The following is a 16,456-nucleotide window of genomic DNA, read 5'->3' as shown; positions in this document are numbered from 1 at the left end:
TATATTATTTTTATTCTTATTGTAAGGGGTTTTTTTATATTTTTTGAATAAAAATAAATTAATCTTCTGGGAAGATATGTTCAATATCAGGAGTAAGAGATACTTCTGATAATACGATATGAGAAACTGTCGTTGCATATGAAGAAACATCATTGATAAATTCTTCAAGTTCAACGAGTGAAGGAACAGAAATTTTTACAATGTAGCATAAGCTTCCTGTTACTCGGTAACAAAAACTTGCAGATGGATAAGACTGAATAAATTGTTGCATACGTGTTGTATCACCATTTTTTAAAGTGATTTCTAAAATACAATCTAAAACGAGTCCTGCCTTTTTATAATCAATATCGATTGTGTATTTTTGAATAACACCTTCGCTTTCGAGCTTACGAACACGTTCTGAAGTAGACGGAGCAGATAAGTTTACTCGTTTCGCCAATTCACGCATCGAAAGGCGACTATCATTATATAATTCATTTAAAATTTTTCGATCAACACGGTCTAATTGCATTTGTAAATATACCTCCAGTAAAATAATGATTTTTGTAAAGGGAAAATATAAATTAAGATTCATATGAAATGTAAAGTGAACGTTATTTATTTTACAATAAAACAGAAGGAAATAGGAGGGGAAATGATGGAGAGAATTTCATTATCAAATGTAGGAGATACAAAGTTTCAAAAGTTATTAGGGCATAATTCGGATATATTACATTCGTGGAGTACGTTAGAAGATACACTGTACAATACAGGAACTCTTTCAGCAGAGTTGAAGGAGCAAGTGAGAAGAACATTAGCGTATGGGAATGAATGTCCGTACTGTATGGCAAAGGGAAGACCTGATGATGTGCAAAAGGCAGAGGAGATTGGTGTAGCTGTTACTTTTGCGCATACATTTGTTTATGACCGAAAAGCAATAGATGATACTATGTTTCACGTATTAAAACAATATTGGACAGAAAAAGAAATTGTAGAGCTTTGCGCCTATGTTTGCTTTATTACTGCGTCACAACAACTTGGTTTTCTATTTCAATTACAGCCAAATTAAGGGGGAAATGATGACAAATCAAATAGCACTTATCATAATCGATGTACAAAAGGCATTTCAATTATCAGATTGGGGCGAGAGAAATAATATTTTTGCTGAAGAAAACATGAGAATTTTGTTAGAAGAATGGAGAAAAAGGGAACGACCAGTTTTTCATATTCAACATGTAAATAAAGAAAATGCTCAGTCAATGTTTTATGAGAGAGCGGAAACGGTAAACTTTAAGGAAGAAGTGCAACCACTACTTGGTGAAGTGGTTATTCAGAAATTCGTTAACAGCGCGTTCATTGGGACAAATTTAGAAGAGCAATTAAGAAAGAACAAATGTAATGCAGTAGTGGTTGTAGGATTAACGACAAATCATTGCGTGGAAACTACGACACGAATGGCAGGGAATTTAGGATTTACAACATATTTAGTGAGTGATGCAACGGCTACGTTTAACCGTAAAGGTTTAGATGGTAAGGAGTATAGTGCAGAGGATATTCACAATATGACACTTGTAAATTTACATGAAGAGTTTGCTACGATTGTGACGACAAAAGAAGTATTAAAATTATTTTAAGAAAATAATTGTGAATTATGTAGAAAAAAATAAGAATATTTCGTATAATCTAAGTACAATCATTTTGAAAATAGGGGTGGCATCATATGGAGCAAATTTCAGTAAAGAAATTAGAAGAGGTACTTGTTGTAGCAGGGGATGATAAACAGAAGCAAAAGGAATTTTATGAATTGCTCTTATCTACTGAGTTTTATGTTGCTGGTTCACTAGAAGCAGAGGACGGGGCAACAGAAGGAATACTTCGTTTGCGTCATTTCCAAGGAGAAGGTAGATGGATCGTTCCGTTCTTTACACAAATGGAATTTGTAAAAGATGTGTTGCCAGAAGGAACGCCCCTTATTACGATACGTGGGAAAGAGTTATTTGGTAGCATTGAGAAAGATGCTACAGCTGTATTAAATGTTGGCACTGATATAAGTAAAACATTTATTCCAGAAGAAATTGCAGATATCGCATCTGGACGAATTTTTAATTATTATAAGTAAAAGGAAAAGCGTAATCGCTTTTCCTTTTACTTTTTAATTTGAATATGGAGTGGCTATACCAGAAGAAATAGAGACTGTTTTATTATTCGTGTTTATTGTTGCTGTAGCTCCAAGTGGAATACCGATGTTTGGACTTATATGTCCAATTGGTAAATCGAATAGGACAGGTATATGATATGGCGCGAAATATTCATATAATATTGTTTGCAATGATTGAGAGGGCTTTGAAGGAGTGCAGTCGTGACAACTTGTGAAAATAATGCCCCTGCATTCATTAAACTTTCCAGATAAAAGTAGCTGATTTAACATACGGTCAATGCGGTACGGTTCTTCACCAATGTCTTCAAGTAATAAAAGTGTATTGTTCGTAATTATCTCGTAGGGCGAGCCAATTATACTTGTTAACACAGCTAAATTTCCTCCAACTAACGTACCTGTAACTGTACTGTGAGAGCTAGGTACGATACATTCTGATGCAGATAAAATGGTTGAATACGGATGGAATAGCTGATTAAAAGAGGATAAAGATAGGGAATCAATGCCTTTTCCTAGTTCTTCAATCATCGGACCATGAAATGTTATAAGCTTTGCATAACGTGAAACAGCAGTATGTAAAGCTGTAATATCGCTATATCCCCAAAAGATTTTTGGATTCTGCCTAATAACTTCATATTGAATGTGAGGAAGAAGACGAGCACTTCCATAACCACCTCGTGCACAAAAAATTGCCTTCACTTCATTATTTATAAATGCTTCATGTATATCGTCAAGCCGAACTTGATCACTTCCGGCTAAAAATCCATATTTCTCGTAAACACTCTTCCCGATTATTACGGATAACCCCATCTCTTGTAATACATTCACACCTTTTAATACATTTTCGATTGTAGGTGGACCAGATGGTGCAATAATCATTACTGTATCACCTTGTTTTAATGCATTTGGATAAATCATTAAGCTCAGCCTCCTTCTCTTTCAATATATTCGCTTCATATGAAGTGCAACCCTTGCAAAAGCAGGGGAAAGCTTATCAAATAAAGAAGATATAAAGGAAATAGGAGGGGAAATGATGTTTACAAGTCGAGTAACAGACATATTAAAAATTGAGTATCCCGTTGTTCAAGCCGGTATGGCAGGCGCGATTACGACGCCAGAACTTGTTGCAGCAGTAAGTAATAGTGGAGGATTAGGGACGCTTGGAGCGGGCTATATGAGCCCAGAACAAATTCGTGAAGCGATTTATAGAATAAGAGAACTAACAGATAAGCCTTTCGGTGTTAATTTACTTGTAACGAAAGAGATAGAAATAGAAGAAGAGAAGGTAAATGAGGCGAAAGTATTACTAAGCGGAGTGAATAGAGAATTAGGTATAGAAGTAGAAGGAACGTTAAAGCTTCCAAAAAGCTATAAGGAACAATTACAAGTGCTATTAGATGAAAAAGTACCGGTCGTTAGCTTTGCATTTCAAACGTTAGAAAAAGAAGAAATAAATGATTTAAAAAGAAGTGGAATAAAAGTTATCGGAACAGCTACCCATGTGAAGGAAGCGAAAGTACTTGCTGAGCTAGGAGTAGATATTATTATTGGGCAAGGTAGCGAAGCAGGAGGGCATAGAGGAACGTTTATTGGGAAAGAACGAGATGCTATGATTGGTACGTTTGCGTTAATACCTCAGTTAGTAGGAGCTGTTCCGCATATCCCAATTGTCGCAGCAGGTGGTGTAATGAACGGACAAGGGCTTGTTGCGGCATTGGCACTAGGAGCAGAAGGTGTTCAAATGGGATCAGCCTTTTTAACAAGTGAAGAGAGTATTACGCACGATGTGTATAAAGAAGCGGTTTTACATAGTACAGATACGAGCACAACTGTAACTCGTGCGTTTTCCGGGAAATATGCACGCGGTATTCGGAATGAATTTATAGAGAGACATGAAGGAAAAGAAGAAGGGCTTCCGGTATATCCAGTGCAAAACGTATTAACTTCTAAAATACGCCAAGAGGCAGCGAAGCAAAATAAGGAAGAATATATGTCACTTTGGGCAGGACAGGCAGCATCATTGGCACGAATCGAATCAGCTCAGCATGTAGTGGAGCGAGTTATGAAAGAAGCGGCGAATGCAATCGAGCAATTACAAAATATATACAAAAAGACCACTTGAGTAATTCAAGCGGTCTTTTCGTTAGTTTGCTTTATAAAATTGTTGGATGGCTTCGTCGATGTAAACCCAGCCTTTCCAACCTAAGTGCATATGATCTTTTAAGAAGTATTTATCGTATTCATGATTTGAGAAGTCGGCAATTGGATAACCAGCTTTTTCAATTTGCTCATGAACTTTCTTATAGTATGCTTCGCGGCGTTCTTTCGGGAAGCCAGCGTAGTCGTACCAAGGACCTTTGACAGGAACAGAAATGAAGAGTGGTTTTGCACCAGATTGTTTTAATAAATCAAGTACAATTTGTAAATCTTCATATTCTGGCGATTGGTCATAAGCATCATTTTTTAAGTAACCTTCACGTTGCTTTAATTTTTTCTTAATTTTGCTATTGAAGTAACCATCTTCGATACCATATTCATTAGATCTAGATTCTGCTGCACCTGTTTGATCCGCATGTTTACGAGCCTCTTCCCAGTTCATTTGTTTTAATGAAGAATCGAGCTTCTCTTTGTGCGGTTTAATATTAAACATAGCTGTAAATAAATCTTTACGATCTAAAATGTTACGGTAAATATAAGCGAAAGGTTTAGCAGCAAGTGCTTTTACTTTATACTTCGTATCATCATAAGCGATACCTTCAAGCGAAATTTTTAATAAAGTTTCTTTTTTTACAATCTCAAAGTTTAATAAACGCTTTGCAATTTGTTTTTTCATTTCAGGTTTTAAATCATTGTTGAAAATGAAGTGGTAACCTTGTTGTTTTGAAAAGTTAGGTGCAAAGTGCGTTTCGTCAATACCTTGTGGTACAAACCATTGTGGAGAAAGAACGAATACCATTTTCTTATCTTTCAATTGATCCATTGTAGATGCGAAGTTTAATACATGTACAAGGTCTTGTGTTCCGCCGCGTCCAAGAAGGAATGGCGTAAATCCTTCAGGCTTTACTTTAAAATAATTAGATGGATGGAAAGCATCCATACGTGCGAATTCCGATGAACCGTACATCGGAAGATATTTTGGATCTGCTAACATCTTTTGCTGTAAAATCATACTTTGAATTTTTTCTTCTTTTAAAGAAGTAGCAGCTTGTTCTACTTTTTCATCACTTAAAAGTGGAAGTAGGAAGCGCGTTGGAATAAGTAAGAATACAGCAAAAAGGGCCAATGCTAAAAGCATCGGACCAAATTTTGCTTTGTTCATCGGATTTCTTCCAACTTTTTAATAACCATGTTTGGTGTAGCCCACTCGTCACGGTCAAAATCAGAAATAGAAACTTCAATATCTAAACGTTCTTGGAATTCAACTAATAAAGATACTACAGCGAAAGAATCAAGGATACCTTCTTCAAATAATTGAACATCTAAGTTTTCTTTCACAATATCGTTTTCACATACTTCTTCTAAAATATCTAATACTTGCTCTTTGAATTCTGCCATTTTTAAAATCTCCTTTATATCCGAAATTATTATATGTGCAACTTCTTAATGGAATAAGAAGGGTGCATTAAAAGTATCTGTTAAGGTGTCCAGAGAAGATTAGGAAACCGAAACATACAACGTGGAACGTAATTACAATCGCAAGGATGTGTGTAAATTTATTGTTTGGCCAAAACTTATGCTTCTTGTTTTTTCGTTCAAAAATATCGAATAAAATAAACAGTGCGGCATGGTATAGACCATAAATAACATACTGCGCAACAGCGCTTCCTTGGATGTGCCAAATTCCCATAATGAAGAAGTTTAAAAATGCCCCGATATACGAAATGGTGTAACGGTTCTTAATTAACTTTTTCTTCGTTGCAAAAAAGACGAAACGCATGTAAATAAAATCACGGAACCAGAATGATAAACTCATGTGCCAGCGGTTCCAGAAGTCTTTAATATTACGACTAAGGAATGGCTTATTGAAGTTTTCTGGCGTTTTAATTCCCATCATGTAACTTACACCAATTACAAAAGAGCTATAACCAGCAAAATCAAAGAATAGATATAAGCTATAGCTATACATGTAAATCATATTTGAAAATATTGTATCGTGTTGAGCGAATGCTGGATCCATACAATATTGCTTTATTAAGTAAGCAATAATAAATTTATACAAGAAACCTTGGAAAATACGATTTAGTCCTGTATATAGTAAATTTTGATATTCTTCAGCGCTAGGTGGCTTTTGAATATCTTTTTGGAATCTTCGGTAACGATCGATAGGTCCTGTTGAAATCGCAGGGAAGAATAAAACGAATTCCCAGAAGTTAAAGAAAGAAAGCTCTTTAATTAAACCATCACGAACTTCAAATACCATTTGAACTGCTCTGAATGTTACGTAAGATATACCTAGGAAAACAACAAGTTTTAACTCAGGTAAAAACGATGCAAACGGCGCGATTTTTGCCAAAATAAGAGGCAAAATCGATAAAATAACAGCTATGCAAAATGTGAATGTACTATTACTTTGTTTTCTTAAAATTAAATAGCCTTTAATAAGGACATATTGCCAAATAATAAATGCAGCTAGCATCATTGCTTGCTTTGGTTTATCTGAGAAGATAATAGCAATCATGACTAATGTTAAAACGGCATTATATTTGCGCAACATTTTACCTTTTAATCCAGCTATGATAGTAGGTATTAATAAAATGCCCACTATAGCGAAAAAATAAAATGATCCATATGCGGTCATGCTGTAACCTCACTCAATAATTTTTTGCGATCTACCTTTCCATTTGGTGTCATTGGAATAGAAGATTGATACATGAATTTACGTGGAATCATGTAGTTTGGTAATCGCTCATTGAGTTCTTTTTTGATTGCAGATGTTAATTTGAATTCTTTTTCAAACGAATGCTCCCCAGGAACAACAACCGCTAATAAATAATCGTATTTCTCACCTTTTTTAATTGGAACGATAACTGCTCCTTCTACGTAAGAACACGCACGAAGGTGATGCTCAATTTCTTCTAATTCCATTCGATAACCATGCAGCTTAATTTGGAAATCAAGACGACCATTATAGAATAGAAGACCATTTTCAACATAGCCAGCATCGCCTGTTTTATAGGCGCGCTCACCGTCAATCATAGTAAATGCTTTTTCTGTTAATTCAGGGCTTCCTAAATATCCAACGCTTACGCTTGGACCGACAATTACGATTTCACCTTTTTCACCATCAGGTGCGATCGTGCCATCTTCTTTCATAATAAGAAGGCGACAGTCTGATTTACAATAGCCAACTGGAAGTGATTTGTATTGATCAAGCACTTCTTCTGTAACGTGAATACCTGTTACAGCGACAGTAGCTTCTGTTGGACCATACGTATTCATAATTGTTGCTTTAGGGAAACGCTCAATTAATTTTCTAGCTACTTCATTTGGTAACACTTCACCGCAGAATAAGAATGTTTTCATGTTCGGTAGCATACTCTCAGAGAAAGATGCTTCCATTAAACACATTTCAGCGAAAGAAGGTGTGGAAGTCCATACTTGAATATCCGATTGCTCTAAAGAAGCAAACAAGTCTTTTGGACGCGCAATCATATCTTTATCGATTGCCCAAAGTGTACCACCTGTTACTAATGATGGGTAAATATCCATTACAGATAAATCAAATGAGAAAGGTGCTTGGTTTAAGAATACTTGCCCTGTTTGTAAGTTGAAATCTTCTACAGCCCATTTTGTAAAGCTAACAAGGCAGTTATAAGTAATCTGAACCCCTTTCGGATTACCTGTGCTTCCTGATGTGTAAATAATGTAGAAGTTCTCATCACCTTTTACCGCATGTTCAGGATTTGGAGTGTTCCCTTTATGAGTAAAGAAAATATCTTTTAAGTTGTCTTCACTTACGATGCGAACTGGTAAATCAGTTACAGTTACTGCTGTTGCCGATAAAAGTAATTTCGCACCAGAATTTTCAGCAATACGTTGTACACGATCAGCTGGGATAGATAAATCTACAGGAATGTAAGCATGTCCAGCTTTTACACATCCTAAAAAGTTAATAATCATTTCAGGTTGCATATGGCCATACACCATAATTGGTGAACGATCGTCTGGATACTCAGAAGAAATCCAATGTGCCAACGCATCAGAATCTTCCTTTAATTGTTTGTACGTAATTTTCGCATCTCGCCAAACAAAAGCGGTTTGATCAGGCGTTTCTGCAGCCCACTTTTCAATTTGTTCTAATAACTTCATAACGTTCCCACCCTAGAATTCATTGTAAATAAATGTACTTGTGTTTGTATCATGGAATCCATACAACCAAAGTAATGCAAATAAAATTGCAAGATAATAAACCGTCTTTGCAACCCATTGTGTGAGTGGTCGAGACCATATCTCTTTTAATCTTTCCATGTCTTTCCCTCTCTTAATGAAATAATAGCTCTTTGTAGGTATCATGTCCTACATTATTGTGAAAAAAACAAAATCCCACATTTTAGGTAAAAATAAGTCAAAAGGCTCTTTTTTGATATTAGCACTAAATACTAAAAAAGAAAATCCCTAACTTAGCAATTATATTACATTCAGCATGAATTTGTAATGGGTTTGACATGTAAATAGAAAGTGGATTGTGTGAATACATAAAAGTGGACTATAAGAATACGTAAAAATACAGTGTTTGTTTTTATTAATCATTTAAGACGGAGTAAACTTTTAAATTTCTAGTTCTTTTGAAAAGGAGGAAATTATCATGAATAGAGTGTGGAAGAATCTAATTTCGGAAGAAAATATCGTGAAATGGAGAAGGCATTTCCATAAGTATCCGGAATTATCATTTCATGAAAAAGAAACTTCGCAATTTATATATGATACATTATGCTCATTTTCTTCTTTTGAAGTAACGAGACCGACGAAGTATAGTGTACTAGCAATTAAAAGAGGTGTGAAGCAAGGGAAAGTAATTGCGATTCGAGCTGATATAGACGCTTTGCCAATTCAAGAGGAGACAAGTAAATCTTATACATCTGTGAATAAAGGAATGATGCATGCATGTGGGCACGATGCTCACGCAGCTATTTTATTAAGTACAGCAGAGGTGTTATCAAATATAAAGGAAGATTTTGCAGGTGAGATTCGTCTATTCTTTCAGCACGCAGAAGAGGTGTATCCCGGTGGGGGACAAGAAATGGTTGAGGCAGGTGTAATGGACGGTGTTGATTATGTAATAGGTTTACATGTTATGTCAGGACTTGAGAGTGGAAAGATAGGAATTGCATATGGACCGATGATGGCAGCTCCAGACGTATTTACAGTTGAGATTCAAGGCAAAGGAGGACATGCGGCGCGACCAGAAGAAACGATAGATCCTATTGCTATCGGAGCACAGATTATTACAAATCTACAACATATCGTATCAAGAAATACAAGTGCTTTTATGCAAAGGGTTGTTTCAGTTACACAATTTCATGGGGGAACGGCTGACAATATTATTCCTAGTACAGCAACTTTAATGGGAACTGTTCGTTCATTTAATCAAGCATTGAGGGTGGAAGCAGAAGGGAAAATCGAGAAAATTGTGAAAGGAATTACAGAAGCACATGGAGGATCGTATACATATACGTATCGATATGGATATGATCCGGTTATTAATGATGAATATATTACGAAAATAGTAGAAGAAAGTGCACTACATTTGTTTGGGAATGAGCGTGTTGTGAAGCTTGAACCTTCTATGGGTGGAGAAGATTTTTCAGCATATTTAAGAAAAGCACCTGGTTGTTTCATTAAATTAGGAACAGGTAATGAAAATATATATACTTGTTATCCACATCATCATCCGAAATTTGACGTGGATGAATCAGCATTAATTTGTGGAGTGGAGCTATTTTTAGAGACGACTATAAGATTACTAAAATTATAGAAAAACAAAAAAAGGCAACTGCACTCTATTGCAGTTGCTTTTATTTCTTTCCGTCAGAGAGGGCTGAGAAAGAACTATGCTCATTCATAGTATATGAATAGCTAACGGACAAGCTTGTACATTTTAATCATTTTTTTAAAAATAGTTATTGACATTGATAATCAATGTCAATTAATCTAAATATAGTTGAAATTGATAATTATTATCAATAGGATGGATGCGACATGTTAATGAGAAAGAATTTTCACCTTCTGCGGAGGGGATTAAAAGATAAAAATAAAGATGTTGATCAGCATATGGAATGGCAAAGAAATGTAATTCGGTCTGAATATGTAGATGAGAAGAAGAGCATTCAAACAGAAAAAGAGATACAAAGTAAAGGGAGAGGTTCAGTTGAGTAAGTTAGTAATGATTTTTGCAAGTATGAGTGGAAATACAGAGGAAATGGCTGACCATATTGCCGGCGTAATTCGTGAAACAGAAAATGAAATTGAAGTTATTGATATTATGGATTCACCAGAAGCTTCTATATTAGAACAGTATGATGGAATTATTTTAGGTGCATACACTTGGGGAGATGGCGATCTTCCTGATGATTTCTTAGATTTTTATGATGCAATGGATTCTATTGATTTAACTGGGAAAAAAGCGGCAGTATTCGGATCATGTGATTCGGCTTATCCGAAATACGGAGTGGCAGTTGACATTTTAATAGAAAAGCTACAAGAGCGCGGGGCAGCAGTTGTGTTAGAAGGACTAAAAGTAGAATTAACGCCAGAAGATGAAGATGTAGAAAAATGTTTACAGTTTGGAGCTGAATTTGTAAAACACCTTTCTTAATGGCAGAAGGGAGATGAAGAGCAAGTGCATGAGAAAATCTCAATCAAAACGATGACAGATTATCATTTGTATGATTTTATGCGTTGTCCGCATAAATTTTATTTTCGTCACATAAAAAGAAGAGAACCTTCTTCATTTGAATGGCAACAAATAGCACAAATGATTGTCAATCAAATTATTAACGAGTATTACACGCTACCTGCGGGTCAACAAACGAAAATTGTACTTTTAATATTAATAGAAAAGTATTGGAAAAAAGTAAGGATTAATATGTTTGCTTCGAAGACGGAATACTATATTGTATTAGCGAAGCTAACGGATCACTTATTACAGTTCGTTGAAAAGGATGATAGTCAGACACCACCATTGTTTTTATACGAGAAGTTTCAAACATATATGGAAGAGTTAGGTGTCCACATGTCATTGACATTTGAAGTTGGTGAGTGGAGTGCTGAGTCGTTTGTAATTAAAAAGTATGTTGTCGATGCAGATGAGGAAATGCTTGCTCTTTGTCAGAAGCTAATGACAGTATTCAGTTATAAAGCTTTCGGAGTTCTTCCAGGAAAAATTGAAGTTATTAATTTAATAGAAGGAACTAAGTATGAGTACATTCCGAAACAGGAAGATATTATAACTGGAATGGCTGATTTATCTAGAATGAAAGAAATGTTAGAGCAACCTGAGCATTATACAGAGCGTCATTTTCGTTCTGAGTGTATAAGTTGTGCGTTTCGTAGTGAATGCCAAGGGGAAGAAGTAAAGACAGAAGCGAAACAGAAGAAAAATATAGTTCATTAAAGGATGCAACTTTGCATCCTTTTTTGTTATTGACATGAAAAGCTTTTCATCATTTACGGTATATTTGTAGCAGATTTTAATAAAGTGAAACTTTAATCAGTGGGGGTTTTGTCAATCACCCACTGATTATCAGCCCTCATTAATCGGGCTACCCACAAATCAGAATAAAGGGAGGAATAATCAATGAAAGATGAAACAAAAGTATTTCAATGGTTAAAAGAACAAAATGCTCCTTTTGAAATTCAACTGCAAATTTTACAGGCGTTTCAATTGTATAAAGTTATTGTTGAAATGGATAAAAAGTTAATGATGTATGAGGAGAGAGTATATAGGGAGAGAATGTAATCTCATCCCTGTAATATCGTTTTTAGCTGTTCTGTGCCTGTAATGAATTCGAGTTCATTCTCTGACTCAAAATTATAAATAATATTATGTAGTAAAGGACTGTATTGATAAAAGGTAGTAATACGATGAATGAGTAATGGATCATGATGAGAAATAAGTGTACTGTACTGTTCATATACAGATGTAGTAAACTCATGTCCGAAATCATAATATAGTCCTGCAAAATCAAAAGCAGGATCGCCAATTTGCGCATCACCAAAATCGATAACACCTGAAATGCTTTTGTTATGCTTGTTAAATAAAATGTGATGATGAGTAAAATCAGCGTGAATGATTGTGTTTTGAAAAGTGGATGTAGCTAAACATGCAAAGAAATTTTCAAATAAGCGATTTAAGGCTAGTTTCTGTAATGAAGTAAGGCTAGTAGTGAGATATTGGTTTAATTTTGTTTGTAGCTCTTTCCAGTAGGTACATGTTTTTTCAATAGGGAAACATAGCGTTGTAACTTGGTGTAAAGGAATACTATGTAGTACCGCAAGGAAAGTAGCTAATTGTGTAATAATTGCTTTCAGCTTTGGATCCTCCAGCGTGGCAACTGTTTCTGTTTTTAATGGTTCACCATGAATGAGAGTATAGTAACTACAAAGAGGAACCTCATCAGATTCATTTTTATAAATTAGGTGATATTGTGGAACTTCGATTTCTTGTAGTGATTGAGTGAGAATTGCGCATAGTTCTTTTTCTAACGGAATTCGCATCGCATATTCCTGTTTTCGCGGGAAACGAAACAGTAGCTCATCATTTACTATAACTGCTACATTATCCCATCCTTCTTCATTTTGTTTATATGAATGTATAGAAAGATTAGGCAAAGCTTCTTTTATATAATGTTTGTAAGAGTCCATAATTGTTCCTCGTTTCTGAGTTAAGTTATTCTATTTTATGATATCAGAATTTTCTTTCTATATGTTAAAATATATCTATTATTATGAAGAAGGGCGGGAGTATTACGAAAAAAAGACTGTTAATCATTTCTCTATGTATCGCTTTTGTATTGTTTTGGTCATATAAAGAGGAGGTTTTTGCTACCTTTAAACCGATTGATCAGTACGAGTTAAATAAGGAGTTAAAGAACAAAAGTATAGAAAACTTAACTCATAATGAAATGAAAAAGGTAGGAGAGCATTTTGTGACCGAGCAACTATCAGTGTTTGGGTCTACTAATAAAGAAGATGTGAAACGAAAAGGTGAAGAACTATTTTTAAATAGAGGGTATGAACAATTAATGGGAAATTATTATCCAAATCGTTTTCAAGATTTAGAGTATAAATTTACAAACGAGGAGATACGTGAAGAGACCAATGAGAGTTTTCTTTATCAAGCTGTAGCGTACGTTGCGGGTACTGAAAATGGTAAGAGTAAGAGAAGCGAAATGAAATTGAATTATGAAGTGAAAATTGTAAAGGTTAATAATATATTTATGGTGCTAGAACAAAAGCAGCGCGTACAATAAAGGAAATTCATTGCTCAATAGAACATTTGAGGGTGTATTACTTAATGCGGAATAAAAAGACCCTTAAGGAATAAAGGGCCTTTAAAGATTTTCATTTTGTTGACCAAGTTCTTTTTGAGCAATATATAAATTCCCTTGCTCGACTTGTTTAAGAGTATGAACAGAATCTCCTGCATATCCTTTTTGTGTTTTAACAGTTCTTTTTGAACGATTGGAATCTTGTTTCTTCATATAATAGGCCACCTTTCATCAAAAATAAACGAAAATGATAAGTATGAGTAATACAGCAGCGAAAATGGTAATGCCCATTAAAAACGAAGTGTTTTTATATTTAGGTGGCTTATGTACATCTTGCCGATATCCAGGTGAAATTTCAGGGGCAAATTCTTCATCGAATGATTGCTTTTTTTCTTTGTCGTCCATATGTACCCACCTTTCTTTTTCATTATATTATACGTTACAAGAAAAAATATGCATAAAGAAAACAGCCGCTTTATTATTAGCGGCTGTTTTGTGTTGTATATTTTCGTTGTACTTGAAAGAGACGGATAAGTAGGAAGGCAGCGCCAAATGCTAGACCGATAATAAGACCGATCCAATAGCCTTTCGCGGCCCATTCTGTATACGTCGCTAATATGTAACCTAGTGGTAGACCTATTATCCAATAAGCAATTAAAGTCATAATTAGAGCAACATTTACATCTTTATAACCACGCAAAGCTCCTTGTACAGGGGTTGCAATTGCATCTGAAATTTGAAATAAAATTGCAAAGATAAGAAATTCTTTTGCTAAATGATGAACTTTTGCATCTGTCGTATAAATAGAAGCAATTTGATCATCAAAGAAGTAGAGAAGAATCGAATATAATAAAGCAAAGGCAAGGGCTAATCCAATTCCAATCAGTCCGTATTGTTTTGCATTATCGTAACGTTTTGCTCCAACTTCGAATCCAACCGCAATAGTCATTGCCATTGCTAAACTTAGCGGAGTCATATATAACAAGGAAGCAAAGTTCATAGCTGCTTGGTGAGCTGCAATAGTTGTCGTACTAAAATTACTCATCATGAGCGTTACCGCAGCGAAAATACTCGTTTCAAAAAAGATAGCAAATCCGATAGGGACGCCAAGTTTTAAGAATGCTATCCAACTCGAAAGAGAAGGTCGGTATAATTGTTTGAAAATGTTGAAAGAGGCAAAAGGCTCTTTCGTCTGAATAATAATGACTGTAATAATTAAAATGCACCAATATGTTGCAGTGGAAGCAATTGCTGCTCCGACACCACCGAGCTTTGGGAAACCGAAGTTACCAAAAATTAATAGGTAATTTAATATTACATTAATTGGTAATGATAATAATGTAATAATCATCGTTGTTCGAGTTTTTCCTAATGCATCAATAAATCCACGTAAAACAGTGTAAGTGAATAAAGGTATAATTCCTATTGCGATAATACTTAAAAATTGCGCTGCAATACGTTCCACAGGTTCTTCTAAGCGCATGCCATTTAAAATAGGTGAAACGACGAAAAAACCGATGAGGATAACAACGAAGCTAGCACAAATTGCTAAATAAACTGCTTGTATGACAACGTGGGGAACGTCCTCTTTTTTCTTGGATCCAACGAGCTGTGCAACAATGGGAGTAGTAGCCATTAAAATTCCTGTTAACCCCGTACTAACTGGAATCCATATACTTGTTCCAATTGCCACACCTGCTAAATCAGTTGGACTTGCATGTCCTGACATCGTTGTATCAAAAAAACTCATCGCAAATAATGACATTTGCGTTACGAAAATCGGAAAAAATAGTAATACAAATTGCTTTAACTTTTGTGAGAATGAAGTAGTTTCTTTCATAAAATCCCCTTTCCGTATAAAAAAACAAACTCTTACTATCATACAATTTAATCAAAGATTAGAAAAGAAATACGCGCCTATAACATATGAAGCCAATAAAAAAAGGATGCACTTTGAAAAGGGATAAGGTATTATGATAAGGTGTGAAAAAATTACATATTATTTGTTATTAAGGAGGCACTACTTGTGGCTGATTGGTTAATTGGTTTAATCATGGGTGCTGTTGAAGGGTTAACAGAGTTTCTACCAGTATCATCAACAGGACATATGATTTTAACAGGACATTTAATTGGATTTGACGATGAGAGAGCGAAAGTTTTTGAAGTTGTTATCCAATTGGGATCGATTTTAGCAGTTGTTGTTATATTTTGGAAGCGTCTATGGTCGTTAGTTGGAATAGGTAAAGTAACAGACGGACCATCGTTAAATTTATTACATATTATTATCGGGATGATTCCTGCCGGGGTACTTGGCGTATTATTCCATAGCACTATTAAAGAGGTTTTATTTGGTCCAGGACCAGTTGTTATTAGCTTAGTAGCCGGTGGTATTTTAATGATTGTTGCTGAGAAGTTTTCGAAACCAAGTACAGCAAGAACGTTAGATGAAATCACATATAAACAGGCATTTACAATTGGAATGTTCCAATGTTTAGCTCTTTGGCCAGGATTTTCTCGTTCTGGTTCTACAATAAGTGGTGGTTTATTAGCTCGCGTGTCGCATACAGCGGCAGCTGAATATACGTTCATTTTAGCGGTACCGATGATGGTAGCTGCAAGTGGCTTAGATTTAATTAAAAGCTGGGATGTATTAAGCTCAGCAGATATAACGCTATTTGTAACAGGATTTGTAACTGCATTCGTTGTTGCGATGCTTGCAATTGTTTCATTCTTGAAATTATTATCTCGTGTAAAACTAACACCGTTCGCTTATTATCGTTTCATTTTAGCTGCGGTATTCTATTTCTTCATTATGTAATAAAAAAACCTGCCG

22 protein-coding genes are annotated in these 16,456 nt (G+C 35.2%); 11 read left to right on the top strand and 11 right to left on the bottom strand.

The genetic code is table 11. The annotated features are described in order from the left end of the window. Positions 1-58: 58 nt before the first annotated feature. The gene (locus tag DN404_RS09325; RefSeq protein WP_001175505.1) at positions 59-511 is read right to left on the bottom strand and encodes an Lrp/AsnC family transcriptional regulator; all 453 of its coding nucleotides are present in this window, start codon (positions 509-511) and stop codon (positions 59-61) included. Between the two features lie 126 nt (positions 512-637). Between DN404_RS09325 and DN404_RS09320 the strand changes: the two genes are divergently transcribed. From DN404_RS09320 to DN404_RS09310, 3 genes are all read left to right on the top strand, one after another. After that, entirely contained in the window at positions 638-1,048 is a 411-nt protein-coding gene (locus tag DN404_RS09320; protein WP_149214985.1) for a carboxymuconolactone decarboxylase family protein, read from the top strand. Positions 1,049-1,058: 10 nt separating this feature from the next. Further along, positions 1,059-1,613, top strand: coding sequence for a cysteine hydrolase family protein (locus DN404_RS09315; protein WP_140335742.1), 555 nt, complete (start codon positions 1,059-1,061; stop codon positions 1,611-1,613). An 86-nt stretch (positions 1,614-1,699) separates the two neighbouring features. Further along, positions 1,700-2,098 carry an SseB family protein gene (locus tag DN404_RS09310; protein ID WP_000435265.1) on the top strand — a complete coding sequence of 133 codons (399 nt, stop codon included), beginning with the start codon at positions 1,700-1,702 and terminating at the stop codon, positions 2,096-2,098. 33 nt (positions 2,099-2,131) lie between these two features. Here DN404_RS09310 and DN404_RS09305 read toward each other — a convergent pair whose 3' ends face one another. Next, positions 2,132-3,052 (bottom strand): S66 peptidase family protein, encoded by a 921-nt coding sequence (locus DN404_RS09305; protein ID WP_149214984.1) that lies wholly within the window; start codon positions 3,050-3,052, stop codon positions 2,132-2,134. 115 nt (positions 3,053-3,167) lie between these two features. On the opposite strand from DN404_RS09305, the gene DN404_RS09300 reads away from it, so the two are divergent. Continuing rightward, positions 3,168-4,256 carry an NAD(P)H-dependent flavin oxidoreductase gene (locus tag DN404_RS09300; protein WP_000495277.1) on the top strand — a complete coding sequence of 363 codons (1,089 nt, stop codon included), beginning with the start codon at positions 3,168-3,170 and terminating at the stop codon, positions 4,254-4,256. Positions 4,257-4,277: 21 nt separating this feature from the next. Here the strand turns inward: DN404_RS09300 and dltD are convergent, their stop codons facing one another. From dltD to DN404_RS09275, 5 genes are all read right to left on the bottom strand, one after another. Further along, positions 4,278-5,453, bottom strand: a complete 1,176-nt coding sequence (gene dltD, locus DN404_RS09295) for a D-alanyl-lipoteichoic acid biosynthesis protein DltD (protein ID WP_001030273.1) — start codon at positions 5,451-5,453, stop codon at positions 4,278-4,280. Continuing rightward, complete coding sequence (gene dltC, locus DN404_RS09290; protein ID WP_000807310.1) at positions 5,450-5,689, bottom strand: D-alanine--poly(phosphoribitol) ligase subunit DltC; 240 nt, start codon at positions 5,687-5,689, stop codon at positions 5,450-5,452. Before dltC ends, dltD begins: the two co-directional genes overlap by 4 nt. A 67-nt stretch (positions 5,690-5,756) precedes the next feature. Beyond that, positions 5,757-6,932 carry a D-alanyl-lipoteichoic acid biosynthesis protein DltB gene (gene dltB, locus DN404_RS09285; RefSeq protein WP_149214983.1) on the bottom strand — a complete coding sequence of 392 codons (1,176 nt, stop codon included), beginning with the start codon at positions 6,930-6,932 and terminating at the stop codon, positions 5,757-5,759. Continuing rightward, positions 6,929-8,443, bottom strand: coding sequence for a D-alanine--poly(phosphoribitol) ligase subunit DltA (gene dltA, locus DN404_RS09280; RefSeq protein ID WP_000770505.1), 1,515 nt, complete (start codon positions 8,441-8,443; stop codon positions 6,929-6,931). The genes dltB and dltA overlap by 4 nt, the downstream gene beginning before the upstream one ends. A gap of 12 nt (positions 8,444-8,455) precedes the next feature. Beyond that, complete coding sequence (locus DN404_RS09275; protein WP_000440293.1) at positions 8,456-8,602, bottom strand: teichoic acid D-Ala incorporation-associated protein DltX; 147 nt, start codon at positions 8,600-8,602, stop codon at positions 8,456-8,458. 337 nt (positions 8,603-8,939) lie between these two features. On the opposite strand from DN404_RS09275, the gene amaA reads away from it, so the two are divergent. The 5 genes from amaA (at position 8,940) to DN404_RS30465 (ending at position 12,092) form a co-directional block, all read left to right on the top strand. After that, positions 8,940-10,109 (top strand): N-acyl-aliphatic-L-amino acid amidohydrolase, encoded by a 1,170-nt coding sequence (gene amaA / locus DN404_RS09270; RefSeq protein WP_006928846.1) that lies wholly within the window; start codon positions 8,940-8,942, stop codon positions 10,107-10,109. A gap of 224 nt (positions 10,110-10,333) precedes the next feature. Further along, on the top strand, positions 10,334-10,510 hold the full coding sequence (locus DN404_RS30470) for a hypothetical protein (protein WP_000929023.1): 177 nt from the start codon (positions 10,334-10,336) through the stop codon (positions 10,508-10,510). Further along, positions 10,503-10,949 carry a flavodoxin gene (locus DN404_RS09265; RefSeq protein WP_000041153.1) on the top strand — a complete coding sequence of 149 codons (447 nt, stop codon included), beginning with the start codon at positions 10,503-10,505 and terminating at the stop codon, positions 10,947-10,949. Before DN404_RS30470 ends, DN404_RS09265 begins: the two co-directional genes overlap by 8 nt. Before the next feature lie 24 nt (positions 10,950-10,973). Continuing rightward, on the top strand, positions 10,974-11,747 hold the full coding sequence (locus DN404_RS09260; protein WP_000544574.1) for a hypothetical protein: 774 nt from the start codon (positions 10,974-10,976) through the stop codon (positions 11,745-11,747). 183 nt (positions 11,748-11,930) lie between these two features. Then, complete coding sequence (locus DN404_RS30465; protein WP_000651086.1) at positions 11,931-12,092, top strand: hypothetical protein; 162 nt, start codon at positions 11,931-11,933, stop codon at positions 12,090-12,092. A gap of 2 nt (positions 12,093-12,094) precedes the next feature. On the opposite strand, the gene DN404_RS09255 is transcribed toward DN404_RS30465, so the two are convergent. Then, positions 12,095-12,997, bottom strand: coding sequence for an aminoglycoside phosphotransferase family protein (locus DN404_RS09255; RefSeq protein WP_000378982.1), 903 nt, complete (start codon positions 12,995-12,997; stop codon positions 12,095-12,097). Positions 12,998-13,080: 83 nt separating this feature from the next. On the opposite strand from DN404_RS09255, the gene DN404_RS09250 reads away from it, so the two are divergent. Then, entirely contained in the window at positions 13,081-13,605 is a 525-nt protein-coding gene (locus tag DN404_RS09250; RefSeq protein ID WP_000715254.1) for a hypothetical protein, read from the top strand. Positions 13,606-13,686: 81 nt separating this feature from the next. On the opposite strand, the gene DN404_RS30460 is transcribed toward DN404_RS09250, so the two are convergent. The 3 genes from DN404_RS30460 to DN404_RS09240 all read right to left on the bottom strand — a co-directional run bounded on the left by DN404_RS30460 (position 13,687) and on the right by DN404_RS09240 (position 15,463). Further along, on the bottom strand, positions 13,687-13,836 hold the full coding sequence (locus DN404_RS30460) for a hypothetical protein (protein ID WP_000743742.1): 150 nt from the start codon (positions 13,834-13,836) through the stop codon (positions 13,687-13,689). An 18-nt stretch (positions 13,837-13,854) separates the two neighbouring features. Continuing rightward, on the bottom strand, positions 13,855-14,028 hold the full coding sequence (locus DN404_RS09245) for a hypothetical protein (RefSeq protein ID WP_000341062.1): 174 nt from the start codon (positions 14,026-14,028) through the stop codon (positions 13,855-13,857). A gap of 76 nt (positions 14,029-14,104) precedes the next feature. Further along, positions 14,105-15,463, bottom strand: coding sequence for an MATE family efflux transporter (locus DN404_RS09240; RefSeq protein ID WP_000665546.1), 1,359 nt, complete (start codon positions 15,461-15,463; stop codon positions 14,105-14,107). 186 nt (positions 15,464-15,649) lie between these two features. Here DN404_RS09240 and uppP point away from each other — a divergent pair, with 186 nt between their 5' ends. Beyond that, the gene (uppP, locus tag DN404_RS09235) at positions 15,650-16,441 is read left to right on the top strand and encodes a bacitracin resistance undecaprenyl-diphosphatase (protein WP_000796256.1); all 792 of its coding nucleotides are present in this window, start codon (positions 15,650-15,652) and stop codon (positions 16,439-16,441) included. Positions 16,442-16,456 lie beyond the last annotated feature (15 nt).

The sequence above is a fragment of the Bacillus sp. TE8-1 genome (assembly GCF_008368855.1).
GTDB classification, from domain to species: Bacteria; Bacillota; Bacilli; order Bacillales; family Bacillaceae_G; genus Bacillus_A; species Bacillus_A cereus.
Note: the sequence above shows the minus strand (reverse complement) of the source record. Positions and strands in the feature narration are given on the sequence as shown.